Here is a 25,906-nt window from a genome sequence, read left to right on the forward strand (position 1 = left end):
GGCTTATTACTCAGCATTCACGAAATCATCCCTTCTGCTTCAATTTATCCTTAAATACTTTCTCGAATTTTTCCAGCTTAGGTCTGATCACAAATCGGCAATAACCCTGGTTGGGATTGTCATTATAATAATTCTGGTGGTAGTTCTCTGCCGGATAAAAGTTTTTGAAAGGTTCAACAGTTGTTACAATGGGAGCATCCCATGCCCCGCTTTTTTCGAGCAGAGCCTTATATTTTTCTGCTTTTTCCTTTTGAACATCATTGTGATAATATACTACACTGCGATATTGTGGGCCAATATCATTACCCTGCTGGTTTGGCGTAGTAGGGTCATGTGTTTTCCAGAATACTTCCAGTAATTCATCATAACTGATCTTCTTTGGATCAAATACAATCCTGGCCAGTTCCACATGTCCTGTATTTTTATCACAAACCTGTTCATAAGTCGGATTTTCCACAAAACCTCCTCCATAACCACTGATGACTTCCAGTACACCATCCAGGCGCTGAAAAAAAGCTTCCGTACACCAGAAACAACCTTCTCCTAAAGTGGCGGTATCGGTCTGAATGCCTGCATAATTGATCTTTTTATCCATTTTCTTTGATTTTGTTGTGGGTTGCTGTGCACAGGATACAAGGCTCATGCCCAGTACCAGTAAACTCATGACGATTCGCATATTTCCCTGTTTATATAAAATTACGTAATTGATACTATAACAGTTTAGACTGTTGTAAGGTTCTGTACTTACAAAAGAGTTGTTAATCTTTGATTTTGTGATCTTTGATTTTAGGGAGAAGACCAAATCAAAAATCAAAGACCAAACATTCCCCCAAGAGGCACTTCGAACAAAGATTCTCTCCCTTACCTTTGCGGCTTATGCGTTTGTACCCAGATACGGCCCTTACACAACTTGAATTCGATAAAGTACGTGCTTTACTTGAAGGGCATTGTAAAACCCTTTATGCCAAGCAGAAGGCAGAACAATTACGCATACATACCAGAAAAGAATACATTGAACTGGAACTCAAACAGAGTTTTGAGTTCAAATCGATCTTGCAACAGGCGCAATATTTCCCCAACGATTTTACACAACCCCTTCACAAAGAAATTAAGTTACTCGGTATACAGGGGGCATTGATTACAGGAGAGCAGTGGTTGCATATCAGAAAACTGGCAGAAAACACAGCCAATATTTTCCGCTGGTTCGACCAGGAACGCCGGCTCGCTTTTCCTGCCATGTCCAAAGTGGTAGAAGGAAGTTATTATGAAAAGGCCATCATTGAAATGATTGATGAAGTGATCGATGAACAGGGAAATGTAAAAGACAATGCATCGGCCGACCTGCAAAAGATCAGGATGAGTTTATTCCGCAAACGGAGTGAACTCAGACGCATGTTTGAAAAAGTCATCAGCAAACTCGCCAAAGCCGGCTATACAGCAGATATTGATGAAAGCTTCAGCAATGGCAGAAGGTTAGTAGCTGTTTTTTCAGAACACAAGCGTCAGGTAAAAGGTATTTTACATGGCGAAAGCGACAGCCGTAAAACCGCTTTTATAGAACCCGAAGAAACCATCGATCTCAATAACCAGGTATTTACGCTGGAGAATGAGGAAGCCAAAGAAGTACAGCGCATTTTACGTCAACTCACGGCGCGTATATCCGTTTATGCATCTTTATTGGAGCAATACCTTTCGATTGCTGGTGAGTTTGATTTTATCAGGGCCAAAGCAAAACTGGCTATTGACATGAACGGGCAATTGCCTGAATTATCCGATAAAGCACATATTCACCTCATCAATGCCTATCACCCTTTATTGTATCTGTATAATAAAACGGCAGGTAAGACCACCATTCCGGTAACGCTTACCCTTGACGACAAAAACAGGATACTGGTGATCAGCGGCCCGAATGCCGGTGGTAAAACGGTGACCATGAAAACTATTGGCCTGAACCAGCTATTGCTGCAAAGTGGTTTATTGGTACCTGTTAGTCCCGATTCCCAGATGGGAATTTTTAAACAGTTGTTTATTCATATTGGTGATACACAGAACCTCGAATTTGAGTTAAGTACCTATAGCAGCCATTTGCTACACATGAAATATTTTATTGAATCGGCCAATGGTAAAACCATGTTCTTTATTGATGAACTCGGCAGTGGCAGTGATCCGAACCTGGGTGGCGCTTTTGCGGAAGTAATCATGGAAGAGCTCGCAAGACGTCATTCATTTGGGGTGGTTACCACGCATTACCTGAATCTTAAAGTGATGGCCAACCGTACACAGGGCATCATCAACGGCGCCATGCAGTTTGATGAGGTAAACCTGCAGCCCATGTACAAACTTATTGTTGGTAAGCCCGGTAGCTCCTACACATTTGCCATTGCAGAAAGAATTGGATTACCACAACACCTGATTAACCGTGCCAGAAAACTGGTAGATGAAGATCATTTCAAACTGGATCGGTTATTGAACCGTACTGAGCAGGATCTGCAACAACTGGAACAGGAGAAAAAACAGTTGCATAAACTCCTTCGTGAAAATGACCGTTTGAAAAAAGAGATGGAAACGGTGATGGATAAGGAAAAACATCGTCAGCAGGTAGAATTGCTCAAAAACCAGAATAAAATTACCGAAGAAAGACTCGTATACCTGAAAGACATGGAACGAAAATTAAAGCAGGTAGTGTTAGACTGGAAAAAGACAGAGAACAAACAGGATGTTATCAAGAACCTGCAAAACCTCCTGTTCAAACAGAAAGAGGCGATTGTAGTGAATAAGCTTGCCAAAAAAGTAGATCAGAAATACAAGGAACTCAACCAGCATATCGAAGTGGGCTCATTGGTAAAACTGAAAAAGAATTACCAGGTAGGGGAGGTAAAGGAAATCAGAGGAAAGAGAGCCATTGTGCAAATTGGCATTCTGCCTATGAATGTTGATCTCGTTGATCTCGTGGTAGTGGAAAAACTTACGGAGCAAGCATCGAAATAGTGAGTAGTGAGTGGTCAGTAATGAGTATAATACTCCAGCCTCACTACTCACTACTGACTACTCACTTCATAGTTATCCCTTTTTGTAAACCGCTTTTGTTTCAAAATCACCCTGAGGTGTTGTGAGATTGGTTTTGAGGCTCATTGTTTTTCCATCTGCACTGATTTCCCATTTTTCATTACCCTTCATTTCGAAACTCTGTCCGCCGAATTCCATAGAGAGGGTGAATTCCACTTTAAAACTTTGTTCACCATCCCAAGAGAGTTTTCCGGTTTTTTTACTGTTCATCAGACCGGTGTTCTCAGTGTCTTTACCCACGGTATAATTTTCGGTAACATCTGCAGCGCTACCATCAAAACCTGTGTTTGAACGGATCATTTTAAAGGCTTCGGCCGATTGTTCAATGACAATTTTTGAGGAAGCAGCCCTAGCGCCGAATTGTCCGAGTTCACTTGCACTTTCATCCAGGTTCCAGATGCCTGAAAAATTTGCGGCTTTATAAGAAAAAGAGAACAGGAGCGAAAGGCTCATAAATGCGGTGGCGAATAGAAAAAGTTTACGGGTCATGATTGTTAGATTTTCATAAAAATAGGGAAATAACATATTGTTTTAAATGATCAATAGTAGTTTATGGATGAATGGACGGGGCAAAACTATCAGGCAATATCCCAGATTGACCCTTTGGGGTATAGATAACTGCCTGTAAACAAATGTATGAGAAATGTTTTTAGGGCTGTTATCTGCTTCTGTTTGCGTTATAAAAGAATAGACTGCCAAATTTTATTATCTGCGACTGGGAAAACTGTTTCCAGAACTTACTTGTTTATGGCAGCATGGTTATTGCTGATTTGATTTGTACCAGCTCACCTAAAAGCCTGGTTTCTTTCGATAACTCACTCTCATTGTACTGATCAGCAATCCGGGCAATTGTCATATTGAATGTATCGATTTCAGTTTTTCTTTTGTTAATGATATCCTGATAGGTGGAAATGAGCTGACCGTCTGAAGTTTTGCTGATGAGTAGCAAACGTTCCATTACCATTTCAGTGTTTAACAAAATACCTTCTGTTGCAGCAACAGCAATACATTCACCTATGATTCTTTTGGCTAAATTCAATGCATTTTCGTTTCGAAAAAAAATGCCGTTGTCAATTTCCAACAAGGGGCATATTGAATTAAATACACTATTGATGATGGTCTTTGTCCAAATGACTGGCTGAATATTTTCTTCTGCTTTAAAAACCAAATAGGGGTTATCTAAACTTTCAATAATAAAAGCCAGATTTTTCGCATTGCCTTTGATACGGCCAATAGGAGAAACCGAAGCTGGTTTAAACCGCAGTTTATTGTTTTCTGTATACTGCGATGAAGCAAAAAGAACGCATCTGTAAATTTCCTGAAAGGAATGATTGATGAAAGACTTTTCTACATGTAATCCGTTTTGCAAAACAACAATGGGTGAGTTACCTGTTTTGCCCATCAGGCATTCTGCAATCTGCTGGTTGCCATATGATTTAGTCGTTATAACAATGACGCCATTCAAAATGGGATAGTTAATCAAACTACTTACAAGAATATCCGTTTTTAAAATTTCGCCACTTTTTAATTCAACTTCAATATTTTCAACGTGTTCGGGTTGATCAGTGATATGACCGCGAAGCAAAACAACATCTTTTCCAGTTTGTTTGAGGAATACCGCTAATGCCTTTCCGATGGCACCTGCACCAATAACATAAATTGTCGTATTCTTTTCTTTCATAATCGGATTAGTTTATTTCTGCATGGAAATAGTTTTCTTTTTTAATCTTATTGCCATGCAAGCCGTTTAGCATAGCTATTTGTCCAATGTGCGTCAGCATATCTGAAATGGGCCCCTGTAATAATTTTTTACTTAGCTGTATATCGATTTGTATTGAACTAATAGCCAATTGCAATCCCTCCAATTCAATCATAAAACGTTTTGTTTCATTGGTGAAGTCAAGTTGCTGATAGGAGGAAACGGTGAATTCACCGCTTTGCACCATGCTTTTTGTTTTGGTTGCAAGGTCGAGCATATGATGTACTATTTCATTGGGAGATCTGGTATGCTCATTCAGCTTAAATGTCCCGAAATCATCTTTTGAGCCAGCTGTAGCCTTACTGAATCGATAGTGTATCGTTTTTATGATATGACTCAGTACAGGATTATAAGTTTCCATAGTTTGAGTAATTAAATAAAATTATTTTTTATATCATCCCATTCAATTTTCAGGATGCTGTAGCAAAATGTATTTCTTCTAAATCCGTCAGGCATAACCATATGCTCGCGAAGTATACCCTCAAATTTTCCACCAATTTTTTCGATGGCCTTTCTGGATTGCATATTTCTTTCGTCGGTTTTAAATTCCACCCTGTTGGCGTTAAGTGTGTCAAATGCATACTGTAATAAAAGATATTTACACTGCTTGTTTAAGCCAGTCCTATGAAATGATTTACCTATCCAAGTTGCGCCAATTTCAAGCCGGTCATCTGCATTCGAAATATTTAAAAAGGCAGTGCTGCCAGCATAACAATTGTCTTTTTTTGAAAAGATGCTGAAAGAATACCTTGTTTGGTTATTTCGCAATTCGATGGCTGTTTCGATATATGTAGCCAGTAGTTCCTTTGTATATACCTGCCTGGGAGAAAATTGAAGTAAGGTTTTATCAACAGTAGCAACAGTCAACAGGTTACTGCAGTCAGCTACTGATAAAGGTTGTAAAAGCAGACTCTCGTTTTCGAGAACAATATCTGTGGTAAAGTTGAAGTTCATCTTTTTCTTGTATTATCTATCAATCAGGCGTCTGTGGTAATTAATTTGACCCAGATGATATGTTAAATGTGTAGTAAGGTGTACCAGTAAAAAACCAGTGGATGTTTTCTCATCGAATACTAGAATGGGATATTCATTTTCCAGTTCGGTGTCAATAATTTTATCAAGTGAGTCGCTTACCATTTTTATGGTCTTATTGACCTGGTCCAGCAGTTGTGCTCTTGGGATATCTTTTAAAGAAAATTCGTTCTCTCTGTTCCTCATATAACCGGTTTGGCCGATTTCTTTTCCAATATAGGTATTCAGATTTCCAATGAGATGAAGGCAAAGGTTCCCTGCTGAATTTGCAATATGCTTTTCAGTTTTCCAGATGGCCGCTTCATTTTTATACAATTGTATCTCATTGTATAATCTGTTTAAATCCCTTACAAATAATGTTTTTAGTGTTTCTACTATCATATTGTACGTATTTCAGGTAATTGGTTTTTCCAATAAGGATACATGCAGATTTCTGTGTTGTACCGGCAAGTCTTCAGTTCCGGAAGTTGTATACTGCTCAATGAACGAAAAACCATAACTTTTATAATAGGTAATGATTTTTTCATTTTCAGCCCAGGTATCCATTCGCACATAATGGAGACCCTTGTTTTTGGCGAATTGTATTGTCCAGTCAAGTACTTTCTTAAACAATTGTTCGCCGGTGAATTTTCTGTTTAATACTACTCTGTGGAGATAGATTGCATCACCGTTTTCTTTTTCACGCCATATTAATTCATCGGTAAAACAAATACTAAAAATACAGACTATTTCATACTCATTAACAATCTTAAATAAAAGCCTGTTTTGAATATCAGCTTGTATAAATTCTTTATCGTAGCTGTTCCATCCAATATAGTTGTTAGCTTTCTGAAAGCGGATGGCTTCCTCGAAAAGATGATAGATAACTGGCAGATCATCAATAGTGGCATTTGTGATTTTATAACTCATAAAAATTTATTTATGCAATTTTGTTCAGTTTGCTGTTTTTGGCACTATAGAGGAAGTAAATGCTGATGCCGATAAGACTCCACACAAGTAATCTTAGCCATGTTGATTGGTCAAGGCTGAACATGAGCAGCAGATTGAATACAAAACCAAGGCTGGCTACCACAGGGAGGTTTTTCACTTTGAAAGGTCTGTGGAGATTTGGTTGCTTCATTCTGAGTATTAAAACTGCAATGCAAATCATAGCAAAGGCGAACAGGGTGCCGATACTTGTCATTTTAGTGGCTTTTTCAATCGGTGTGAATGCTGCTACGACGGAGGAAATAAGACCCAGGAGAATGGTACTTTTCCACGGAGTTTTAAAGCGTGGGTGAATAGCCCCGAATACCTTTGCAGGCAACAAACCATCTTTAGCCATGTTTAGAAATATTCTGGTTTGTGAAAGAAGCATAACAAGCATCACGGAAATCAACCCAATGACAGCAGCAATAGTGATTAATAACGATGCCCATTTAAGTCCGACTGCGCTGAATGCAGATGCTACCGGGGCGCCAAGATCAAGGTCTGTATATTTTGCCATACCTGTTAAGGTGAGCGAAACGAGTATGTAGAGTGTTGTGCAGATAATCAATGAAGCAATAATAGCAAATGGAATATCCTTGGTTGGGTTTACCGCTTCCTGAGACTGTGTTGAAACTGCATCAAAGCCAATAAAAGCGAAGAAAACGATTCCTGCTGCAGTTATTACACCAGAGATCCCAAAATGGCTGAGGCCTGCATCATCAATAGTTTCAGCGGGTATAAACGGTTGCCAGTTGGCTGGGTTTATATATGCTACGCCTGCTACTATAACAAACAGCACTGCGGCAACTTTTATTGCAACAATGATATTATTGGCTTTTGCAGATTCTTTTATGCCACGAATAAGTATGTAAGTAACCACCCAAACAATGAGTGCAGCAGGAAGATTAATAGAAAAGGAGGGAGGGGCTATACCCAGCTTTAAAGCCTCTTCTCTGGCTGTTACGGGATCGTTTGTTAGCCAGGCAGGTATGTTATTAATACCGATAAGGTTCAACAATTTTATAAAATATTTTGACCAGCTAACAGCTACCGTTGTGGCGCCCATCATATATTCCAATATGAGATTCCATCCTATAAACCATGCAAAAAATTCTCCAATGGTACCATACGAATAGGCATAAGCTGAACCCGATACGGGCAATATGCTTGCAAATTCTGCATAACAAAAAGCAGCAAGTAGACAACCTATACCTGCCAATACAAATGACAATGCTAGTGCAGGGCCAGCGTACTGGTTGGCTGCAACTCCGGTCAAAACAAAAATTCCGCCGCCGATTACGGCACCAACACCAATAGCGGTAAGTTCCCATTTGCCAAGTGTTCTTTTTAACTGGCTTGTTTTAATGTCGTCGTTGTATGCTTCAAGTGGTTTCTTTCGGAATAATTTAGTCAGGTTCATGAATGCTGGTTTATTTAGTTGTTTGATAATGCAAAATCTACTGCGGCTTGTGCATGGATAAGTGTGGTGTTAAACACTGGTACTGAAACATCTTGCTGGTGAATGATGAGTGGAATTTCGGTACAGCCTAAAATGATACCTTCCGCACCTTGCTCAATAAGTCTGTTGATGATGGCTAAGTATTCTTGTTTTGTTTGAGGGAGAATAATCCCTTTACCTAATTCATGTACTAGTGTTTCTTCAATGAAGTCTATTTCAGCCTTTGTTTGTGGGATTAAAATCTCTAAGCCTTCTTCTGAAAGTTTCTGTTTATAAAAATCTAATTCCATTGTATAAACAGTGCCTAGCAATCCAACTTTTTTCAGCTTCTTTTCATGAATTGCTTGAGCAGTGACTACCCTGATGTCAATAAGTGGCAAGCCCACTTTATCACTTATTCTTTCTGCTACTATATGTGCTGTATTTGCGCCAAGTATGATTAAATCAGCTCCAGCATCTTTCAGTTTAAGAGCAGCATTGGCTAATAAGTCAAAAGTGGCATCCCAATTATGTGCTGCATTGTAATTCCTGAAATGTTCAAAATTTACCGAGTAAATAATACACTCAGCAAAATTTAAACTGCCCAGTGCCTTATTGGTTTCTTCATTTAAAAACCTGTAGTAATCTACAGTAGAGGTCCAGCTTGTGCCGCCAACCAATCCGATTTTTTTCATGGTATGTTTATTTAAGTATCCCAAGGAAAGCCATTAATGGCCCTACTTCGCTTTTATATTGTTTGGCCATGATTCTTGTTATCTGTGAAATATGTCCAAGATCATGGGGCGCCCATGTGGCTAGTAGTTCCTGTAGTGTAAGTGTACCAATGACAGGATGAAAACCAGTTTTTTGCAAATCAGGATCTGTTAAATGGAGTGCTTGAAGTTTTTGGATATTCTCCTTTCTGAGCTGTTCAAATTCTTGCAGAAGCTGATCTATATTCTTCCCTTTACCCCATTCAAAATGGGCATTCATGTCAATTGGCTTAAGCGTTTTGTTTTCAGTGTCTGAAAGAATAATTTCTGCCCGCGGGATAAAGTCGGTTTTTTCGCATACGATCAAATGACCCACCACATCAAAAACACTCCATTTATTTTCTGCTTCCCTGCTATAAATCCATTCTTCGGAAACGCCGTTCAGTAATGTATGCAGTACAGCAGGAGTGCGTTCTATGATCTGTATTGTTTTTTCTAAGTTAAATTTCATCTTCTTGTCTTTTTGCGATAAATGTTCCGTCTTCAGCAATCAGGTAAGACTGAGCTATTTTTTCTGATAACGTTTCAAAATCCTTACCATCTACTTCCTTTGGCTGATAGTAAGGGGTGGAGAATGTGCCATAATGAATGGGCACAAGTTCTTTCGCGTGTAATAATTTAGCAGCATTAAAAGCCTGTTCCAGTGTCATGGAAGCAGGTATGGTACTGTATTCGAGACCAATTACCTGAAAGTTTACGATAGCTCCGTTGATGGGAAGAAAAGCAAAGTCGATACCAGGGTTTTCTTTTCCGAGTTTCCAAAATTGATTGTGCCATATACTGTCACCTCCGTGGAATATTTTGGTATTATTACCCTCAATAATCCAGGCTGTTTGTTCTTCACCGATACCGTCTAGCGAATAAACTGATTTGATTAAAACGCCATTGTCTTCGAAAATTTCACCATAATCAAGATAAATCACTGGTTTATGGAGTTTCGCAATATGCTGCTCCAGTCTTTTATAAGCAATGATTTTGCCATCAGGCTTCAGACATTGTTCAATCACAGAAATATCAAAATGGTCTAAATGAAGATGTGTGAATAAAATATAATCAGCTTTTGTTGTAGCTGAAAAGGAGACCAGTGGGGTCTTGGGGTTTCCCAATACAGTGAAATAAGGTTTAAAATTTTCAACTGCGTCGATCAAAATGGTTTTGTTATTACATTCAATCTTAATACCTGCCCAATTTAATTTCTGAATTTTCATGCGGATCAATTGTGGTTTTATTGTTTGTGGTAGAAAACCAACGAAGCTTTTTGGATCAGATGCTGGGATAAATAGAACCCCACCAATGCAGGGTTAGCATCTACATCGAGCCCCAGTTTTTCTGTATCCAAAGCATATACCGTAACGGTATATTTATGAAAACCACTACCTGGTGTTGGGCATGGGCCACTATAGCCGGGTGTTCCAAAGTCAGTTTTGCTTTGTACGCTATTGTCAGGTGCGTTTGGTGTTTTTATATTTCCGGCATCAGGCCTTAGCTGAAGGATATTTTTATCAATGTCAAAAATGAGCCAATGCCACCATCCACTGCCAGTTGGTGCATTCTCATCATAAATCGTCACAGCAAAACTCTTGGTTCCTGCAGGTGCATTTTCCCATGTTAATTGCGGGGATTTATTTTCTCCTTTGCAGCCAAAACCGTTGAATACCTGTTTACTGTGTGCCTGACCACCCAGTTCAGTACTTTTCAAAGTGAATGTCTGGGTTTTCCCGAGCAGGGCCATCATTATGATGGCCGCAAGAATTATTGTTCTCATTTTCTATTTTTTACCTGTTTAATTCTTTCTTCAAAATCAATGGTTGTTTCAAGCGGGTTTACGACCTGTTCAAAGAGGTTCATTAATTCTTCGGCATGTGTTTGACTTTTCTGCTCTAAAAGGTTGTAGTGAACGAGTTTTGTCCACATAACAGCCTTCGCAATTGACTTATCACTGTTCCACATGATGCCTTCAAGTTGCAGGCTTTTATCTGTGTATTGCAACAGCCTTGTTTCTATGGTTACTTCTTCCATTAGCAAGGCCGGATTTAGATATGATATCTGTGTATAAGCTGCTACCCAGGCTCTTTGTTTTTTCTGCGCGAGTTGATAAATATCGAAGTGATAATTCTCCAGTAACTGATCGCCCCTTGCGGTAACGATGTAATCAATATACCTGGAATTGTTTAAGTGGTTAAATGGATCGCAATCAAGAAAGCGAATTTTCATTTTGCTTTCTAAAGTTTTCTTATACATGTCTGTGGTATTGTTTTATAATATACCGATCGGTATATTATTGGGTAAAAAAATTAAACTTTTAGGTTCCGTATTATTTTTTCAAGGTAATCCATTGCTATTTTCAATTCTGTTGTTCTACCGGTTACCTTCGCCTGCATAAATGCACCTTCAATCAGTGATATCAGGATGACTGTAATTTCAGTAGGGTTTGTATCGGCTTTTATTTCAGCTCTTGCAATACCCCGTTTTATTTGATTTTCTACCGCCCGCTTCCAGAACATAAGCGCATTGGCTGCTTTTTCCTTTAATAGGGGGTGTGTATCGTCGGCTTCTGTTGCCGTATTTAGAATTGGACAGCCTGGTTGAAGAAAAGGAATTTTGAAGTAGTTACGATAGACTTCAGGATACACCAGTAAGCGATCAATTGAATTTTCTGTTTGTAACAATTTAGCTTTAATATATTCTGTAACCTTATTGTGATTGTAATCGAAAACAGCCAGGGCAACTTCGTCTTTATTTTCAAAATTCCCATAAATACTTCCCTTTGTCAAACCGGTCGCCTTTGTAAGATCATGCATTGATGTACCAGCATACCCTTTTTCGTTAAAAATAGAGGCCGTTTTTTCAATGATAAACTGTTTTGTTCTGTCCGCTTTTGATAGTGTAGTACTCATGATGGGGTAAAATTAATAAAATAATACCAATTGGTATATTTTTATTTCCATTTTCTTTTCAAAGCCATTTTTCGATCAGTCTGCCTCTTTTTTTATTAAATATCCTCTTAACCTAACCTGTGTTTGAAGTCTGTTTTCAATATCAGACGTATGACGATAATAGTACCTATTATCTGACAAGCTTTTTAATATGTATGTATAATAGGGCATAGGTCAGTGCATAAAAAAAGCCTAAGTATTTATCATACTTAAGCCTTTCAGCGGAGAGAGAGGGATTCGAACCCCCGGACCTTTGACAGTCAACGGTTTTTCCAAAGGATCCTGCGGGCAAGACCACCGTATTCGACACTATAAAATATTGTTTGACTTTAAATAAACCTTGCCCTCAGCTGATTTAAAAAATATTTCCTGACGATAAGCCTCGGATTTTGAATCAAAGACTTCAAAATAATGAAGTATAAATGGAACCCTAGACTTTGTGCTTCTTACTTTTTTACTATTGTGTGTTTGAAGTCTGTTATCAATATCAGACGTATGACCATAATAGTACCCATTATCTGACAGGCTTTTTAATATGTATGTATAATAGGGCATAGGTCAGGGCATAAAAAAAGCTCAAGTATTTATAATACTTAAGCCTTTCAGCGGAGAGAGAGGGATTCGAACCCCCGGACCTTTGACAGTCAACGGTTTTCAAGACCGCCGCATTCGACCGCTCTGCCATCTCTCCGCGGCAAAAGTAAGGGTTGAAATATTTCTACCAAAAAATATTCTACATGATGGGAAAAATGAGCAGATATACAATCTATTCGGAAGGTTTTTGCCTGTTTCTACAGTTCGAATACAATATTTCTTGCTTTGTCAGCATCTTTGTCGTGTCATGGATAATTTTCAGTCTTTCATTCATTATTTTTTCCATTTTGGCTTTCCGGTGTTGATTGCCCTCTGGTTTTTCAGGCCAAAATGGAAAAAAGCAGTTATAGTTCTTTGGCTTACTATGTTGGTCGATCTCGACCATCTGCTGGCAATACCAGTATTCGATCCCTGCAGATGTAGTATTAATTTCCATCCACTACACAGTTATCTGGCCATAACTGGTTATATATTGCTGTTACTGATTCCTAAGTGCAGACTGATTGCCATAGGGCTGTTAATGCATATGGCTACCGATCAGTTAGATTGCTGGTTGAATGCGAAATTATGTGGCTGATTAAATAAAATAAGCTTAAAAGCGGCTAGGGCTTATTTCACATATAGGGTCATCTCTTCACAATCATGTTCGGCAATGTAAAAGATAAAAGGTGCTTTTTTGATAAATGAAAGTTCCCCCGCATCATCCATTTCTCGTATGGCTTTGTGTAGAAACAGTCGGGACTGGTATTGATAATACATCATCAAATGACTGCCGAGGTTAAGGAGATCATTGTCTTCATCTTCTCTTTCAATAAGGTCACCACAATCGGGCCATACTTCAGAAAAATCGGGGCCTTTGGCAAAACCGTCGTAATGATCGGGTGGAAGTTCCTGGTTCAGGTAACGCGGTTCAAGAATAATAGGATAGCTGAACTGTTCTTTGAAAAAATTGATACCGGAATCATAATGAAAATACCAATCGTATGAAAAAGAGATGGCGCCAGATTTGGCAAACTGCTGAATAGCTGCTTCTTCAGTAATACAGGACCTGAGTTCATTTTTAAGATAGGCAATAGCTTTTATTTCGTCTGTTGAATTTGCTTCCATAAAAGCTGCATAGTCATTGGTCGCACCAATATCATTGGCTTTTTCTGTCAGTAATTCATCTATACCATCTGAATCGGAAAACATCACACGGCCCTCATTGTGCATCTTCAGTAATTCTGCGTACTGCTGAAAAACAGGTTTTGTTAGCTTCTCTTGTATTGCTGCCAACTGTTCTTCCAGCTTTTCATAAATAAGTCCGTTCAGTGATTCGTTTGCCATATTGTTTATTTAGCAGACAATTGAAAGGAAAAAAACGCTGTATTGTTTATTTCAATGGAAGAAAAACCTCTGCCATCATGCATCTTGCACTTCCACCACCATTGGTTTCAATGGTTTTGATATCGGAATGTATAATCGGGTTATATTTTTCAATAGCTGTAACCTGTTCTCTTGTTAAACTATTGAATGCCTGACTCGACATCACAAGAAAGGCTTGCCCTTCTCTATTATGTACCTGGAGCATATTGCCTGCAAACCGGTTCATCTGGTCGAAGCTGATGCTGATGAGTTCTTTCCCTGTATCTGAGAGCTGTTGAATAACATTTTCGCGTTCAGTTAGATCTGGTATAGAATCAAGACAAATAACAGCATACCTGTCGGCCACACACATCATTACATTGGTATGATATATAGGCGCATTTTTACTGTCAACTGAAACAAATGAAACGATTGTATACCCGGCTTTTGAAGCCCAGTCTTTCAATACTTCAGGAGCAGTTCTGGGAGATAAACAGGCATAGGCAATTTTATTTGTCCGATCCAGTACCATACTGCCTGTGCCTTCCAGGAATAACTGCTGCGCCTCATAACCGCTCAGGTCAACAGTGTTGTTTACCTGAAATTTTTTACCGATGGCTTCCAGTACATGTGGTTTCCGTTCCAGCCTTCTGTTGACGGCAAACATCGGGTAAAGGAATACAGTACCATCCTGGTGAAAAGATACCCAGTTATTCGGAAATACTGAATCAGGTGTATGTGGTTCTGCTGTATCTGGCACCACCGTTACATCAATACCGGCATGGGTTAATTTGGTGACAAACTGTTCAAATTCTGCCGTTGCTTTTTCCGCAACAGCTTCATCAGCAGAAGCCTGCTGAAAACTGTTATTCACTGCCGTTTCTGCATTAAAACTGAAACGAACAGGTTTTATCATCAGGAGGTGAGAAGTGGTTTGCATAGTTAGATGATGAGATTTGTAATGATTGGGAATAGTGAGAAGTGAGTAGTCAGTAGTAAGTGGTAGGAGTCATTTCACTCACTACTGATTGCTCACTACTCACTAAATCTCCTCCCTCCACAAAGGCATACTCATACAATGAAATCCGCCACGGGCACGGGATAATTCGGCCGAGGGCATCAGTATCAAGGTATCGGTCATAGTTTGGGGAGAGATGGTGCCGGCTTCGAGTTGCTGCAATAATTCTTTTACATGAACAATATTAAACCCTGCTTTTCTGAATGCTTCTGTTGTTTTATCGTTCCGGTCATAGCCTAGTACAACTCCTTCTTTTAAGGCCAGCAGGTTACAGGAATCTGTCCATTGTTCGCGGGCATTGTATGGGAATTCGTTATTGCCGGAAAAAATAAAACGCACTTCATTCTCACAATGCAGATCGTTGACACTGATGTCCAATAATAAATCTTCCAGACTATCGAAGAATACTGGATTATCCGGACATTTTTTATGAAACTGGGTAATCTTTATTTTTTCTTCTTTTTTAACCTGTAGTATCCGCTCCACCGCATTATCATCTTCATGTTTCACTGCCTTACGTGAAAAATTACCCAACATTACCCATACATCTCTTTTAACCTGTGTAAACACGGTATCGATATGCATGTAATCACGTTTCTTAGGAATACGGATGATGGTTACTTTATCCATCAATCCTTTTTCAAACATCACATTGGTGATCATGGCAGCGGCTTCTGCGGATGTTCTTTCACTTACGCCTACGAGTAAATGATTTGGACTTACCACCATAATATCGCCACCTTCCAGTGTTGTTTTACGGTCATCTTCTTCCTCTTCAGGCATCAGGAAACTCTGGTTGGAATCGGTCAGTTCAATGATATTCTTTTTCCATTCTGCAAACATGGGATGGTAAAAGAAAATGTATTTGGAAAGCAAGGCTTCTCTTGTACGTGCTTTCTTTGCTGGTTTATTGAGCAGTACATGATCTTTGATGGTGATGCCAATATCTCTGGTGAAAATAAAATTCGGGATAGGCGCAAACAACAATTGTTTATCCATGGATGTTCCCGAAATAAACGTTTTAGACAGCTCATTGGCCGGATAATCAAACAACTGCTGCTGTATTTCAAAAGTGCATCCTTCAATGGCAGATACAGAGGCAATAAGTTGTGAACGTATGTCCGTATTCTCCAGCACTTCTGCCAGTAACCATTGTAATTCCACCACTTTATCTGACCGGTAAAATTCCGGTGCATCTGGTTTAAAAAAATTGCGGTCGTTCTGGTCAACCTTATCCAGCTTACCTTTTATTTTTTCGGGGTCCAGAAAATAAAGTAAGAGTTTGGTATAGTAGTCGTACTCATCTTTTCTGATGGTATCCAGGTGAACAATGTCTTCAAACAACCAGTCCTGTGCTTTTGATGGCACTACTTTGCCCAATCCGCTGTCGGGACTATGTACCAATAATCGTTTCAGTGTACCTATTTCAGAGGTAACATGTAATGTATGTTCCATACAAGAATTGTAATTAAATGAATTGAATGTGGTCTTCAGATGAAAAGAGGATAACCGGTACTCAGTGATCGGGCATGGAGTTCAGACCACGGTACATCCATGCAAAATGAGCGGTGAGCAATGATATGGTCGAGCAATGGTGCATTCGTACCACAAAGTTAAGGATTTCTGGCCAAGGGGTCTTTTCCCCTTAAACTACCTTCATTTTCAATGATTTGGAAACGAACAAACATTTCTTCACTGTACCAGTTTTCCTGTCGGGTTTTACGCACCACATCTGCATGTTCCTTCATGCGGTAAGCAAAATTTTTCATGGCTTCTTTTGATTCCCATATGCTGAATGTAGCCTGTTTGATCAAGGGAACTTCTCCGATTCCGACAGATGTAATAAAACCGGGACTGGTATTCATTTTTTCTGCAACACGATCTACCTGTTTCCAGAAATGCGATAATCGGTTAATGCGAATGCTGGCCCTGGTAAGTATGGCAATGGTTCCGTTATAGTCGGTTTGTTTGGGTAAAACACCAAAAACTTCTTTTCCATCCCATAAACCATGTCCTTCCAGCGGTTTGAGTAAGACTGTCCATTTTTCACAACCAAAGAACCACCAGTATTGTTCAATGATATTGGGGTGTTGATGAGCATCTATGCTATCATCCCATACTTCCAGTAAGGCCCATTGACGCCAGTCAGGCGTTTTATCAAAGCTTCCGTTTCGTCCACAGCCCATCAGTTTCCAGAAAACATTTTTTTTCTGTAGCCATAAGGGTAAACGAAAGAAAGCCATGGATAAAAAACCTGCCCATCCCAGCCATACCGGATATCTTACTATTGTTAGTCTGGCAATCACTTTTGATAATAAAGTTTAGAAATCAATCTAAGATACAGGATGAAGGGTTAATCACATCCCGCGACTTAAATCCATGTCTTGGATTAACGTTTTTCCTTAATTTGCTGTTATGACCGATTTGTTACTCACCAACATTCATCAGCTCATTAATGTTCGAAAGCACCCTGAATTATTAAAAGGAGAGGCATTAAAAGAATTACCGGTACTGCACAATGCATGGTTGCAAATCATCAATGGTCGTATTGCAGACTATGGTTCCATGGATATTTGTCCAGAAGCTTCGGAAGTATTAAACCTCCACGGAGCCAGTGTATTGCCTTGCTGGTGCGACAGTCATACCCACACAGTATTTGCTGCGAGCAGGGAAGATGAATTTGTTGATAAACTGAAAGGACTCACTTACGCCGAAATAGCAGCGAAAGGAGGTGGTATTTTAAATTCTGCCCAAAAACTGGCGCTTACTACCGAGGATGTATTATTTGAACAGGCTAAAAAAAGGATACATGAACTGATGGCATTGGGTACAGGTGCTATTGAAATTAAAAGTGGCTATGGCTTGTCGCTCGAGGCTGAACTGAAAATGCTGCGTGTTATTAAACGACTGAAACAAAGTCTGCCCATACCTGTTAAAGCTAGTTTTTTAGGTGCCCATACTTATCCTGCGTTGTTTAAAGAAGATCATGAATCGTATATAGATATCATCATCAATGAAATGTTACCGGCTATTGATCATGAGCAACTGGCTGATTATATTGATGTGTTTTGTGAGGAAGGATTCTTTAGTGTTGAAGAAACCATGCGTATTTGTGAAGCGGGGAAGCAATACGGACTACGCCCCAAAATTCATGCAAATCAGTTGCATCTTTCCGGTGGGGTACAGGCAGGTGTTCAGTTGAATGCTGTATCGGTTGACCATCTGGAAACCATGGATGCTGCGGCTATTCAAACATTGGCCTCCTCCAATACCATCGGAACTTTATTACCAACCGCCGCTTATTTCCTGCGTATGCCATTTCAACCTGCAAGAGAGCTCATTAGTGCAGGTGCAGCCATTGCACTGGCTTCAGATTTCAATCCTGGTTCCAGTCCAAGCGGCAATATGAACACCGTGGTTTCCATGAGTTGTATACAAATGAAAATGCTACCCGAAGAAGCCATCAATGCTGCCACATTAAATGGCGCATTTGCCATGGGTCTTGAAAAAGAAGCAGGCAGCATAACCATCGGCAAAAGAGCTAACCTGATCATCACCAGGCCCATTCCATCGATTGCCTATATCCCTTACGCTTTTGGCACGAATTTGATTGACAGGGTGTTGATTAATGGTAGGGAATGGTGAATCGTCAATGGTGAATGGTCAATAGTGAGTAATCGATGTAAAATATATTATTCACCATTCACCATTGACGATTCACTATCTCACTAATTCCGTATATTCAAGCAACAAAACCTAACGCTTTGCAACTGCCACATCTGAAAATTTATAATAAGCAGGATGTCCTGTCTGTTACCCGTATCCGTCGTTTTGAAACCAAAATCGGAGAGCGTGTACAGGTGCTGCATCATACTGGTGATCTGGAAGCATCCATTCGCCAGTCGAGTGCACCCTTTGTGCTGGTAGGTATTCCGGAAGATATTGGTGTATTAGCCAATCAGGGTGTAGGTGGTTGCGATTCAGCCTGGATTGCTTTTTTACAGGCATTCTTTAATACACAGAGTAATGATTTTTTTGAGGGAAGCAGTATCCTGGTAATAGGTCATTTTGATTTTAATGATGCCAAACAACTGATTGAAAACAATGCCCAGAGTTACGATGAAAAGATTGCCGCTTACCGTCATGCAGTAAATATGATTGATGATGAAGTGGAGCAGTTGATTCATATGATTACCCAAAACCAGAAGATTCCGATTGTGATTGGGGGTGGACATAACAATGCTTATCCCTGTATTAAGGGCGCTGCAAAAGGATTGTATAAGGCGGGACAAATACCCCTTGCACAAATCAATGCCATTAACCTGGATGCGCACGCAGATTTCAGACCCATGGAAGGCAGACATAGCGGAAATGGTTTTTCGTATGCTGAAGCCGATGGTTACCTGGAGAAATATTGTGTACTCTGTTATCACGAAAACTATTTGCCACAGAATGTATGGATGGATATGGTGAACAATCCATTTATTGATTGTATCAGTTTTGAAGACATTTTCCTGCATGAAAAAAGAACCTTCCTGCAGTCAGTGGCACATGCCACCGGTTTTACAGAAGATACTTATTGTGGTATTGAAGTAGATCTCGATGTTATTGAAAATAGTATCAGCAGCGCCTCGAGTCCGGCAGGTATTTCGCTGGCTCATGCAAGACAGTTCATTAATTTTACCGCTACAGACAGTAAAGTAGCTTATCTACACATTTGTGAGGGCGCCATCCAGTTATCAGATGGCCGCAGTGGCCATACAACCGGTAAAATGATCAGTTATCTGGTTTCTGATTTTGTAAAAGCGATGTTTACAAGCAGATGAGGAGAATAAGTGAGTGAGGAGTCAGTAGTGAGTGAAGGGAAATATAATACTGACTACTGACTATTCACTACTCACTATTCCTTCCCACCTCGTATTTTTGCCTCAAATTTCATGTATGTCGATTAATGTGGAAATGTATCAGCAGATCAATCGTGAACTTGCTGCCAGCAAGGTAACATTGGTAGCAGTGAGTAAGACCAAACCTGTGGCTGATATTGAAGCATTGTATGCTTTGGGACAAAGAGATTTCGGAGAGAATTATGTACAGGAACTGGTGGATAAACAGGCGATACTTCCGGCCGACATTCGCTGGCATTTTATTGGACATCTTCAATCTAATAAGGTAAAATATATCGCGCCTTTTGTACACCTGATACATGGGGTTGATAGTCTGAAACTACTGAAAGAGATAGATAAACAGGCTGCCAGAAACAATCGCATCATCCATTGTTTAATACAGATTCATATTGCCAGTGAAGAAACCAAATTTGGTATGGATGAAAATGAATTAAAGGAGGCGTTGATGCAACTGGATTCATTCCCCCATGTAAAAGTTTGTGGTTTAATGGGGATGGCTTCTTTCAGCGATGATGAAAAAAAAGTACGAGAGGAGTTTAAAACACTTCGGCAACTTCTGCTGAAATCCAACATCAGCGATGCCACATCAGCCATTCTCAGTATGGGTATGAGTGGCGATTACAAAATGGCCATTGAAGAGGGGAGTACGATGGTAAGAATTGGAAGTTTGTTGTTTGGGGCAAGGGTTTATCAATAATCTCTTAAAAACTTTATATAAACTGCATAGTATCTATCAATATATAAAACCTCCGTGCTACTCTGTGTAAAACTCCGTGTAACTCTGTGGTTATAAAAAACGCAAATATTAAACCACAGAGTTACACGGAGTACAGGACGGAGTTTCGCAGAGGTTAGTTCTTCGCTTTCGCATAGTCAAATACCAACTGGCAGAAAGCTTTTACGCCTAAATCAAATCCGCTTTCATCAATATAGAAATCAGGCGTATGGTGTAGCGACGCTTTGGCGGGATCCATACCTTTTGGCATACCACCCAGATAAAAGAAGAAGCTGGGAATATTAACACCATAGTAAGAGAAATCTTCTGCTCCTGTATCCCAATCTCTTTCTACCACATTGCCTTTACCTGCTGCTTTTTCGAGGAATGGTAAGGTAAGTTTTACAAGTGCGGGATCATTATAGGTAACCAGTGTTTTTGTATCTATAAATACATCTGCTTCTGCACCTGAACTGGCTGCAATATGTTTTACTGTATTTCTTATTCTTTCATGTACTTCTTTCTGCATCTTACTGTCGAGCGTGCGAATAGTTCCCAACATTTCACATTCTTCCGGAATGATGTTATTTCTTACTCCGGCGTGAATTGAACCTACACTAATCACAACGGGTGCTTTCGTTAGTTCCATCTGGCGGCTTACAATCTGTTGTAAGCCCTCAATGATATTCGCAGCAGCAGCGATAGGATCCACACCAGTCCATGGTTTTGATCCGTGGGCTCCCTTACCTTTTACTTTTATCCTGAACCAATCCGAAGAAGCCATAAATGAACCAGACTTATATTGTAACTGACCAGCTGGTACTTCCGATTTAATATGCATGCCAAAAACGGCTTCTACTTTTGGATTCGACAACACACCTTCTTTTACCATTAAGGAAGCACCACCTTCTTCATTATCTGGTGCGCCCTCTTCAGCAGGCTGAAAAAGAAATACCACGGTGCCGGGTACTTCCTGTTGCATTTTCTTCAAAACAGTAGCGGTACCCATCAGGATGGATGTATGTGAATCATGCCCACAGGCATGCATAACACCTACATTTTGCCCATTAAAGGCTGTTGTGACTTTCGATGCAAATGGAATGTTGACACGTTCCGTAACAGGAAGGGCATCAATATCGGCACGCAATGCTACCACCGGACCGGGTTTGCCACCTTTGAGTATGGCTACCACACCTGTTTTCGCCACATTGGCTTTGACTTCATAGCCAATAGAACGTAAATAATCTGCGATATAGGCACCCGTTTTAAATTCACGGTTCGATAGTTCGGGGTTTTGATGGAAATGTCTGCGCCATTCAACCAGTTTGGGTGTAATATCTTTTACCAGTTGAGGATAGGCAGCAGGCATATCCTGTGCTTTTGCAAAGCTGATGATAGCTAAAGCAGTACTAAGTAGAATCGTTCTCATGAAATTACCGGCAATTAAATGGTCAATGAATATTTTGGTAAAAGCAATATACGGAGAGATAATGACCTTTCAGCAATTCTGGAAAAAGGCTTATATTCAACACTAAATCCAAATTGCATATGAAAAAAATCATGACCCTTTTATTGGCTGCTGGACTTGGCTTTTCTGTTCAGGCCAGTGTGGTTACTGATCTTACGACTGGTCAGTCTACCACCACAGTTGTTACTGCCCCTGTTTTAAACGATGTAATTGTGGAAGATGCTCTCCGAGAATTTAAAAGTCTTTCCCGTACAGAGCGTAAAACAAGGATGAAAGAAGTGAAGAAAATGGTTCGCGAATTCAAAGCCACTAAAAAGGCGGGCGGAGATGTAAGCACCAACCAGGTATTATTAGGCATACTTTGTGTAATACTACCTCCATTGGCCGTAGCGCTTCACCAGGGCGAAATAAACGGTAAGTTCTGGCTAAGCCTCCTCCTTACGCTACTCTTCTGGCTGCCAGGCGTAATTTATGCGTTGATTGTGGTATTTGGTTAATTTGAAAATTTGAAAATGTGCTAATTTGAAAATGAAAAGTGTTGATCTATTGTAGAGAGCCTTCAAATATCTGCACCATTTTTTGCAAAGCAAAAGACCCTGTTTTTATTTTTGAATTAGTACATTTTCAAATTTTCAAATTGTTCTCCAGTCCCAAACCACAACATTCCATTCATCCATATGATCATGATAAGTGCGTATGGTTTTAAAACCCACTTTTTCATGGGCTCGCATGGAGCGGTGATTGGAGGTGGATACTTCTGTGAGGAGAATATCGAATTGATGGCTGTACACAGTACGGTGATGCTGGTATAATTTTTCAAATAAACCTTTGCCACGATGCTCTTTGGCAATGCATATCTGTCCCATCATATAATAACGATAATCGTTCATCGGGCGACCCTGATAGGAGAGCGTTGAGAGGTTGTCGAGCATTAGTTTCATTTCCTGATGAACGCCCGACATGGCATGGGTAGCTACCAAGGCATAACCCACAACATGGTCTTCATAAGTGGCAATAACACTTGGTGCAAACGTATGCATAGCTTCTAATAAATGGGGAGTGTATTCCCATGTAAGAAATCCCTGCTCGTTTTTGGTATGCTCATCTATTACAGACCTTAAATTCTCGGCAGACAGTTTTGCTATTTGCTGTATTTGTTCTGTGGTAGTAACAAGTTCAATACGATACATCTCTTTTTATTGAAATTCTCCAAATTCTTTTCGCAGGGTATCTGCAATTTCTCCCAGTGTAGCATATCGCTCAACGGCTTCAATAACCAACGGCATCAGGTTTTCTCCAGTAGTGGCTGCTTTACCGATAGCAGTAAGAGCAGCATCAACCTGTTCCTTGTTTCTTTTGCTCCTGAGTGCTTTCAGTTTATCTGATTGTATCTGTCTGATGCTGTCATCAATTTTAAATACAGGTGTTGAATTGGTTTCATCCACCTGGAATTTATTTACACCTACAATGATTTTTTCACCACTTTCAATATTGCGCTGGTATTCATAGGCACTTCGGGCTATTTCATCCTGCATAAACCCTTCTTCAATGGCGCTGACACTGCCTCCCATGGCATCTATTTTATGAACGAGCTGCCAGGCTTTTTCTTCTACTTCATTGGTCAGGTTCTCTACAAAATAACTTCCGGCCAGAGGATCTACTGTTTCAGGTGCACCACTTTCAAATGCCACAATCTGTTGTGTGCGCAATGCAATACGGGCAGCTTCTTCTGTTGGCAGACTCAGTGCTTCATCATAACCATTGGTATGTAAACTTTGTGTGCCGCCCAATACGGCTGCCAGTGTTTGAATGGTAACACGACAAATATTATTCAATGGTTGCTGTGCCGTTAATGTAGCCCCACCTGTTTGTGTATGAAAGCGTAACATCAAAGCTTTTTCATCTGTGGCTCCCAGTTCTTTCATCATCTGTGCCCACATTCGTCTGGCAGCCCGGAACTTGGCTACTTCTTCAAATAAGTGATTGTGTGCGTTGAAGAAAAAGGAAAGGCGTTTGCCAAATACATTGATGTCTAACCCTTTTTCCAAAGCCGCTTTTACATAAGCTTTCCCGTTGCTGAGGGTAAATGCAATTTCCTGAACGGCTGTACTGCCTGCTTCGCGGATATGATAACCTGAAATAGAAATGGTATTCCATTTTGGTAGCTCTTTACTGCACCATTCAAAAATATCGGTGATGATGCGCATGGAAGGTTTGGGGGGATAGATATACGTACCGCGGGCAGCATATTCTTTTAAAATATCATTCTGTATGGTGCCGGTAATTTTCTTCAGGTCGGCTCCCTGTTTTTTGGCAAGCGCCACATAAAATGCCAGGAGAATAAATCCGGTTGCATTAATGGTCATGGAAGTACTTACCTGCTCCAGTTGAATGCCTTTGAACAGGGTTTCCATGTCTTCCAGGCTGTCAATTGCCACACCAACTTTACCCACTTCTCCTTCTGCAAGTGCATGATCACTATCGTACCCGATCTGGGTGGGCAGATCAAATGCTACACTTAAACCCATTACACCTTGTGACAATAAATAATGGTAACGTTTATTGCTTTCTTCTGCTGTAGAAAAGCCCGCGTACTGCCGCATCGTCCATAACTTACCCCGATACATATCGGGCTGTACACCTCTTGTATAGGGAAACTCACCCGGTTGTTCTATGTTCTTTGCAGGATGATCGGATGGCTGGTATACCTGCTTTATTTCTATTCCGCTGTCGGTGGTGATCTTTTTCATGGCAAGGAGATTTTGAGAGTGAGTAGTGAGTAGTCAGTAGTGAGTTGGATATTATTACTCAGTACTGACTACTCACTACTCACTCATTACGTTACAACAATTTTTTTGCTTCATACCCAAGTGCTTCGCTGACGATTTCATGGAGATTCGATTTTGGATCTTGCAGGAGGTATTCGAGAATGGCTCGATTGAGTGCAGAAGCAGGAGCAACACTGGAAACGGATGAACCTACCTGGTGAATAATAGACAGATTGTATTCTTTCAGGTTACGGATCGCATTCCATACCTCGGGTGAAACATAGATCTGTTGGGAAATATTGTAATCAAATTCATCTTTGATATGCTTACTCAGTAAAAACTGCATTTCGCTGGCAGATATGTCCGGGTTGCCTAATCTGCTGATTACATTTGATAGAGCAATCCGGTCTGTTAATAAAGTCAGTCTTTCATAGGCCTGCAAACGGAGCTGTACAGATCCGTTTTTATCCTGCTGTTCTTCCCGCTGGTTTTTTCTTTGCAGGTAAAACAGGTAGCCTGCGAAACCGGCAATCATCAAACCAATAACCACTGTCAACAACGTCGTAATATCAAGCATGGAATCGAATTTTGACAAAAGTAAGGTCTATACAGTGAATTGAGACAGTGTTGAATCAAAAGAAGGAATAGCGGTTTTCCGGGTATCGAAACCCGGTAAAACAGGCGATATTCAAATCATTTGTATTTTTGTATCGTAAAAGCAGATGTATGAGTACAATAACCAGTACCCCGGTGAGTTTAACAGAAGGAGCCATCAATGAAATACGAAGACTGATGGCAGAAGACGGATTTAACCACTCACAGCTATTGCGTGTAGGTGTGAAAGGTGGCGGATGCAGTGGTATGACCTATATACTGGGTTTTGATGTGCCTACTGAGGAAGATGAACATTTTACCATTGAGGGCATACCCTGTATAATGAATAAAAGTCACCAGTTATACCTCTATGGAATGGAGGTTGACTGGCAGGGTGGATTAAACAGCAGAGGCTTTACTTTCACCAATCCTAATGCCAGTAAAACCTGTGGTTGTGGAACATCTTTTGCGGTATAATTTTTTATTATTTTTTGCATAAAAAAACTCCTGACTAAATCAGGAGTTTTT

The 25,906-nt window shown here is 40.1% G+C and carries 30 protein-coding genes and 1 tRNA gene; 7 read left to right on the forward strand and 24 right to left on the reverse strand.

Annotation, left to right across the window (positions count from 1 at the left end; all coding sequences use genetic code 11):
• Positions 1–25: 25 nt before the first annotated feature.
• Positions 26–676 carry a peptide-methionine (S)-S-oxide reductase MsrA gene (gene msrA, locus ACH3Z1_RS12685; RefSeq protein WP_490822345.1) on the reverse strand — a complete coding sequence of 217 codons (651 nt, stop codon included), beginning with the start codon at positions 674–676 and terminating at the stop codon, positions 26–28.
• 200 nt (positions 677–876) lie between these two features.
• Here msrA and ACH3Z1_RS12690 point away from each other — a divergent pair, with 200 nt between their 5' ends.
• The gene (locus ACH3Z1_RS12690; RefSeq protein ID WP_490822346.1) at positions 877–2,988 is read left to right on the forward strand and encodes an endonuclease MutS2; all 2,112 of its coding nucleotides are present in this window, start codon (positions 877–879) and stop codon (positions 2,986–2,988) included.
• A gap of 72 nt (positions 2,989–3,060) precedes the next feature.
• On the opposite strand, the gene ACH3Z1_RS12695 is transcribed toward ACH3Z1_RS12690, so the two are convergent.
• The 15 genes from ACH3Z1_RS12695 to ACH3Z1_RS12765 all read right to left on the reverse strand — a co-directional run bounded on the left by ACH3Z1_RS12695 (position 3,061) and on the right by ACH3Z1_RS12765 (position 12,664).
• On the reverse strand, positions 3,061–3,555 hold the full coding sequence (locus ACH3Z1_RS12695) for a hypothetical protein (RefSeq protein WP_490822347.1): 495 nt from the start codon (positions 3,553–3,555) through the stop codon (positions 3,061–3,063).
• Positions 3,556–3,811: 256 nt separating this feature from the next.
• Complete coding sequence (locus tag ACH3Z1_RS12700) at positions 3,812–4,747, reverse strand: ketopantoate reductase family protein (RefSeq protein ID WP_490822348.1); 936 nt, start codon at positions 4,745–4,747, stop codon at positions 3,812–3,814.
• A gap of 7 nt (positions 4,748–4,754) precedes the next feature.
• The gene (locus ACH3Z1_RS12705) at positions 4,755–5,186 is read right to left on the reverse strand and encodes a hypothetical protein (RefSeq protein ID WP_490822349.1); all 432 of its coding nucleotides are present in this window, start codon (positions 5,184–5,186) and stop codon (positions 4,755–4,757) included.
• Positions 5,187–5,197: 11 nt separating this feature from the next.
• Positions 5,198–5,779 carry a GNAT family N-acetyltransferase gene (locus ACH3Z1_RS12710; RefSeq protein ID WP_490822350.1) on the reverse strand — a complete coding sequence of 194 codons (582 nt, stop codon included), beginning with the start codon at positions 5,777–5,779 and terminating at the stop codon, positions 5,198–5,200.
• A gap of 12 nt (positions 5,780–5,791) precedes the next feature.
• Entirely contained in the window at positions 5,792–6,238 is a 447-nt protein-coding gene (locus ACH3Z1_RS12715) for a DinB family protein (RefSeq protein ID WP_490822351.1), read from the reverse strand.
• A gap of 12 nt (positions 6,239–6,250) precedes the next feature.
• A complete protein-coding gene (locus ACH3Z1_RS12720) occupies positions 6,251–6,766 on the reverse strand; it encodes a GNAT family N-acetyltransferase (protein WP_490822352.1) in 516 nt (171 codons plus the stop codon).
• Between the two features lie 10 nt (positions 6,767–6,776).
• The gene (locus tag ACH3Z1_RS12725) at positions 6,777–8,246 is read right to left on the reverse strand and encodes an APC family permease (RefSeq protein WP_490822353.1); all 1,470 of its coding nucleotides are present in this window, start codon (positions 8,244–8,246) and stop codon (positions 6,777–6,779) included.
• 14 nt (positions 8,247–8,260) lie between these two features.
• Complete coding sequence (locus tag ACH3Z1_RS12730) at positions 8,261–8,959, reverse strand: aspartate/glutamate racemase family protein (protein WP_490822354.1); 699 nt, start codon at positions 8,957–8,959, stop codon at positions 8,261–8,263.
• Between the two features lie 7 nt (positions 8,960–8,966).
• Entirely contained in the window at positions 8,967–9,488 is a 522-nt protein-coding gene (locus ACH3Z1_RS12735; protein ID WP_490822355.1) for a DinB family protein, read from the reverse strand.
• Positions 9,478–10,245, reverse strand: a complete 768-nt coding sequence (locus ACH3Z1_RS12740; protein ID WP_490822356.1) for an MBL fold metallo-hydrolase — start codon at positions 10,243–10,245, stop codon at positions 9,478–9,480. The genes ACH3Z1_RS12735 and ACH3Z1_RS12740 overlap by 11 nt, the downstream gene beginning before the upstream one ends.
• Before the next feature lie 17 nt (positions 10,246–10,262).
• Positions 10,263–10,802 carry a YbhB/YbcL family Raf kinase inhibitor-like protein gene (locus tag ACH3Z1_RS12745; protein ID WP_490822357.1) on the reverse strand — a complete coding sequence of 180 codons (540 nt, stop codon included), beginning with the start codon at positions 10,800–10,802 and terminating at the stop codon, positions 10,263–10,265.
• The gene (locus tag ACH3Z1_RS12750; RefSeq protein WP_490822358.1) at positions 10,799–11,278 is read right to left on the reverse strand and encodes an acyl-CoA thioesterase; all 480 of its coding nucleotides are present in this window, start codon (positions 11,276–11,278) and stop codon (positions 10,799–10,801) included. Before ACH3Z1_RS12750 ends, ACH3Z1_RS12745 begins: the two co-directional genes overlap by 4 nt.
• Before the next feature lie 53 nt (positions 11,279–11,331).
• A complete protein-coding gene (locus ACH3Z1_RS12755) occupies positions 11,332–11,934 on the reverse strand; it encodes a TetR/AcrR family transcriptional regulator (protein WP_490822359.1) in 603 nt (200 codons plus the stop codon).
• A 348-nt stretch (positions 11,935–12,282) separates the two neighbouring features.
• On the reverse strand, positions 12,283–12,528 hold the full coding sequence (locus ACH3Z1_RS12760) for a GIY-YIG nuclease family protein (RefSeq protein ID WP_490822360.1): 246 nt from the start codon (positions 12,526–12,528) through the stop codon (positions 12,283–12,285).
• Between the two features lie 51 nt (positions 12,529–12,579).
• Positions 12,580–12,664 (reverse strand) — tRNA-Ser (locus ACH3Z1_RS12765).
• Between the two features lie 150 nt (positions 12,665–12,814).
• Between ACH3Z1_RS12765 and ACH3Z1_RS12770 the strand changes: the two genes are divergently transcribed.
• On the forward strand, positions 12,815–13,144 hold the full coding sequence (locus ACH3Z1_RS12770; protein ID WP_490822361.1) for a DUF6122 family protein: 330 nt from the start codon (positions 12,815–12,817) through the stop codon (positions 13,142–13,144).
• Positions 13,145–13,176: 32 nt separating this feature from the next.
• On the opposite strand, the gene ACH3Z1_RS12775 is transcribed toward ACH3Z1_RS12770, so the two are convergent.
• From ACH3Z1_RS12775 to ACH3Z1_RS12790, 4 genes are all read right to left on the reverse strand, one after another.
• Positions 13,177–13,893, reverse strand: a complete 717-nt coding sequence (locus ACH3Z1_RS12775) for a hypothetical protein (protein ID WP_490822362.1) — start codon at positions 13,891–13,893, stop codon at positions 13,177–13,179.
• Positions 13,894–13,939: 46 nt separating this feature from the next.
• Complete coding sequence (gene ctlX, locus ACH3Z1_RS12780; RefSeq protein WP_490822363.1) at positions 13,940–14,851, reverse strand: citrulline utilization hydrolase CtlX; 912 nt, start codon at positions 14,849–14,851, stop codon at positions 13,940–13,942.
• Between the two features lie 102 nt (positions 14,852–14,953).
• Positions 14,954–16,384 (reverse strand): arginine deiminase family protein, encoded by a 1,431-nt coding sequence (locus ACH3Z1_RS12785; protein WP_490822364.1) that lies wholly within the window; start codon positions 16,382–16,384, stop codon positions 14,954–14,956.
• 158 nt (positions 16,385–16,542) lie between these two features.
• Complete coding sequence (locus tag ACH3Z1_RS12790) at positions 16,543–17,235, reverse strand: DUF3291 domain-containing protein (RefSeq protein WP_490822365.1); 693 nt, start codon at positions 17,233–17,235, stop codon at positions 16,543–16,545.
• Between the two features lie 109 nt (positions 17,236–17,344).
• On the opposite strand from ACH3Z1_RS12790, the gene hutI reads away from it, so the two are divergent.
• The 3 genes from hutI (at position 17,345) to ACH3Z1_RS12805 (ending at position 20,530) form a co-directional block, all read left to right on the forward strand.
• Positions 17,345–18,574: an imidazolonepropionase gene (gene hutI, locus ACH3Z1_RS12795; protein WP_490822366.1), complete on the forward strand. Its 1,230-nt coding sequence runs from the start codon at positions 17,345–17,347 to the stop codon at positions 18,572–18,574.
• A 119-nt stretch (positions 18,575–18,693) separates the two neighbouring features.
• Positions 18,694–19,755 carry a formimidoylglutamase gene (locus ACH3Z1_RS12800; RefSeq protein ID WP_490822367.1) on the forward strand — a complete coding sequence of 354 codons (1,062 nt, stop codon included), beginning with the start codon at positions 18,694–18,696 and terminating at the stop codon, positions 19,753–19,755.
• A gap of 115 nt (positions 19,756–19,870) precedes the next feature.
• Entirely contained in the window at positions 19,871–20,530 is a 660-nt protein-coding gene (locus tag ACH3Z1_RS12805; RefSeq protein ID WP_490822368.1) for a YggS family pyridoxal phosphate-dependent enzyme, read from the forward strand.
• 154 nt (positions 20,531–20,684) lie between these two features.
• On the opposite strand, the gene ACH3Z1_RS12810 is transcribed toward ACH3Z1_RS12805, so the two are convergent.
• A complete protein-coding gene (locus ACH3Z1_RS12810; protein ID WP_490822369.1) occupies positions 20,685–21,977 on the reverse strand; it encodes an amidohydrolase in 1,293 nt (430 codons plus the stop codon).
• Positions 21,978–22,096: 119 nt separating this feature from the next.
• Here ACH3Z1_RS12810 and ACH3Z1_RS12815 point away from each other — a divergent pair, with 119 nt between their 5' ends.
• On the forward strand, positions 22,097–22,513 hold the full coding sequence (locus ACH3Z1_RS12815; protein WP_490822370.1) for a YqaE/Pmp3 family membrane protein: 417 nt from the start codon (positions 22,097–22,099) through the stop codon (positions 22,511–22,513).
• 135 nt (positions 22,514–22,648) lie between these two features.
• Here ACH3Z1_RS12815 and ACH3Z1_RS12820 read toward each other — a convergent pair whose 3' ends face one another.
• From ACH3Z1_RS12820 to ACH3Z1_RS12830, 3 genes are all read right to left on the reverse strand, one after another.
• A complete protein-coding gene (locus ACH3Z1_RS12820) occupies positions 22,649–23,206 on the reverse strand; it encodes a GNAT family N-acetyltransferase (protein WP_490822371.1) in 558 nt (185 codons plus the stop codon).
• Between the two features lie 6 nt (positions 23,207–23,212).
• Positions 23,213–24,766 (reverse strand): acyl-CoA mutase large subunit family protein, encoded by a 1,554-nt coding sequence (locus ACH3Z1_RS12825; RefSeq protein WP_490822372.1) that lies wholly within the window; start codon positions 24,764–24,766, stop codon positions 23,213–23,215.
• A 91-nt stretch (positions 24,767–24,857) separates the two neighbouring features.
• Positions 24,858–25,361, reverse strand: a complete 504-nt coding sequence (locus tag ACH3Z1_RS12830) for a DUF7935 family protein (RefSeq protein ID WP_490822373.1) — start codon at positions 25,359–25,361, stop codon at positions 24,858–24,860.
• Positions 25,362–25,510: 149 nt separating this feature from the next.
• Between ACH3Z1_RS12830 and ACH3Z1_RS12835 the strand changes: the two genes are divergently transcribed.
• Complete coding sequence (locus ACH3Z1_RS12835) at positions 25,511–25,855, forward strand: HesB/IscA family protein (protein WP_490822374.1); 345 nt, start codon at positions 25,511–25,513, stop codon at positions 25,853–25,855.
• Positions 25,856–25,906 lie beyond the last annotated feature (51 nt).

The sequence above is a fragment of the Sediminibacterium sp. FW305-C-49 genome, assembly GCF_058231085.1.

Bases quoted from the DNA above. Each gene is read 5' to 3' on its own strand.
- msrA (WP_490822345.1), bottom strand. From the start codon at position 676: ATGCGAATCGTCATGAGTTTACTGGTACTGGGCATGAGCCTTGTATCC.
- ACH3Z1_RS12690 (WP_490822346.1), top strand. From the start codon at position 877: ATGCGTTTGTACCCAGATACGGCCCTTACACAACTTGAATTCGATAAA.
- ACH3Z1_RS12695 (WP_490822347.1), bottom strand. From the start codon at position 3,555: ATGACCCGTAAACTTTTTCTATTCGCCACCGCATTTATGAGCCTTTCG.
- ACH3Z1_RS12700 (WP_490822348.1), bottom strand. From the start codon at position 4,747: ATGAAAGAAAAGAATACGACAATTTATGTTATTGGTGCAGGTGCCATC.
- ACH3Z1_RS12705 (WP_490822349.1), bottom strand. From the start codon at position 5,186: ATGGAAACTTATAATCCTGTACTGAGTCATATCATAAAAACGATACAC.
- ACH3Z1_RS12710 (WP_490822350.1), bottom strand. From the start codon at position 5,779: ATGAACTTCAACTTTACCACAGATATTGTTCTCGAAAACGAGAGTCTG.
- ACH3Z1_RS12715 (WP_490822351.1), bottom strand. From the start codon at position 6,238: ATGATAGTAGAAACACTAAAAACATTATTTGTAAGGGATTTAAACAGA.
- ACH3Z1_RS12720 (WP_490822352.1), bottom strand. From the start codon at position 6,766: ATGAGTTATAAAATCACAAATGCCACTATTGATGATCTGCCAGTTATC.
- ACH3Z1_RS12725 (WP_490822353.1), bottom strand. From the start codon at position 8,246: ATGAACCTGACTAAATTATTCCGAAAGAAACCACTTGAAGCATACAAC.
- ACH3Z1_RS12730 (WP_490822354.1), bottom strand. From the start codon at position 8,959: ATGAAAAAAATCGGATTGGTTGGCGGCACAAGCTGGACCTCTACTGTA.
- ACH3Z1_RS12735 (WP_490822355.1), bottom strand. From the start codon at position 9,488: ATGAAATTTAACTTAGAAAAAACAATACAGATCATAGAACGCACTCCT.
- ACH3Z1_RS12740 (WP_490822356.1), bottom strand. From the start codon at position 10,245: ATGAAAATTCAGAAATTAAATTGGGCAGGTATTAAGATTGAATGTAAT.
- ACH3Z1_RS12745 (WP_490822357.1), bottom strand. From the start codon at position 10,802: ATGAGAACAATAATTCTTGCGGCCATCATAATGATGGCCCTGCTCGGG.
- ACH3Z1_RS12750 (WP_490822358.1), bottom strand. From the start codon at position 11,278: ATGTATAAGAAAACTTTAGAAAGCAAAATGAAAATTCGCTTTCTTGAT.
- ACH3Z1_RS12755 (WP_490822359.1), bottom strand. From the start codon at position 11,934: ATGAGTACTACACTATCAAAAGCGGACAGAACAAAACAGTTTATCATT.
- ACH3Z1_RS12760 (WP_490822360.1), bottom strand. From the start codon at position 12,528: ATGCCCTATTATACATACATATTAAAAAGCCTGTCAGATAATGGGTAC.
- ACH3Z1_RS12770 (WP_490822361.1), top strand. From the start codon at position 12,815: ATGGATAATTTTCAGTCTTTCATTCATTATTTTTTCCATTTTGGCTTT.
- ACH3Z1_RS12775 (WP_490822362.1), bottom strand. From the start codon at position 13,893: ATGGCAAACGAATCACTGAACGGACTTATTTATGAAAAGCTGGAAGAA.
- ctlX (WP_490822363.1), bottom strand. From the start codon at position 14,851: ATGCAAACCACTTCTCACCTCCTGATGATAAAACCTGTTCGTTTCAGT.
- ACH3Z1_RS12785 (WP_490822364.1), bottom strand. From the start codon at position 16,384: ATGGAACATACATTACATGTTACCTCTGAAATAGGTACACTGAAACGA.
- hutI (WP_490822366.1), top strand. From the start codon at position 17,345: ATGACCGATTTGTTACTCACCAACATTCATCAGCTCATTAATGTTCGA.
- ACH3Z1_RS12805 (WP_490822368.1), top strand. From the start codon at position 19,871: ATGTCGATTAATGTGGAAATGTATCAGCAGATCAATCGTGAACTTGCT.
- ACH3Z1_RS12810 (WP_490822369.1), bottom strand. From the start codon at position 21,977: ATGAGAACGATTCTACTTAGTACTGCTTTAGCTATCATCAGCTTTGCA.
- ACH3Z1_RS12815 (WP_490822370.1), top strand. From the start codon at position 22,097: ATGAAAAAAATCATGACCCTTTTATTGGCTGCTGGACTTGGCTTTTCT.
- ACH3Z1_RS12820 (WP_490822371.1), bottom strand. From the start codon at position 23,206: ATGTATCGTATTGAACTTGTTACTACCACAGAACAAATACAGCAAATA.
- ACH3Z1_RS12825 (WP_490822372.1), bottom strand. From the start codon at position 24,766: ATGAAAAAGATCACCACCGACAGCGGAATAGAAATAAAGCAGGTATAC.
- ACH3Z1_RS12830 (WP_490822373.1), bottom strand. From the start codon at position 25,361: ATGCTTGATATTACGACGTTGTTGACAGTGGTTATTGGTTTGATGATT.
- ACH3Z1_RS12835 (WP_490822374.1), top strand. From the start codon at position 25,511: ATGAGTACAATAACCAGTACCCCGGTGAGTTTAACAGAAGGAGCCATC.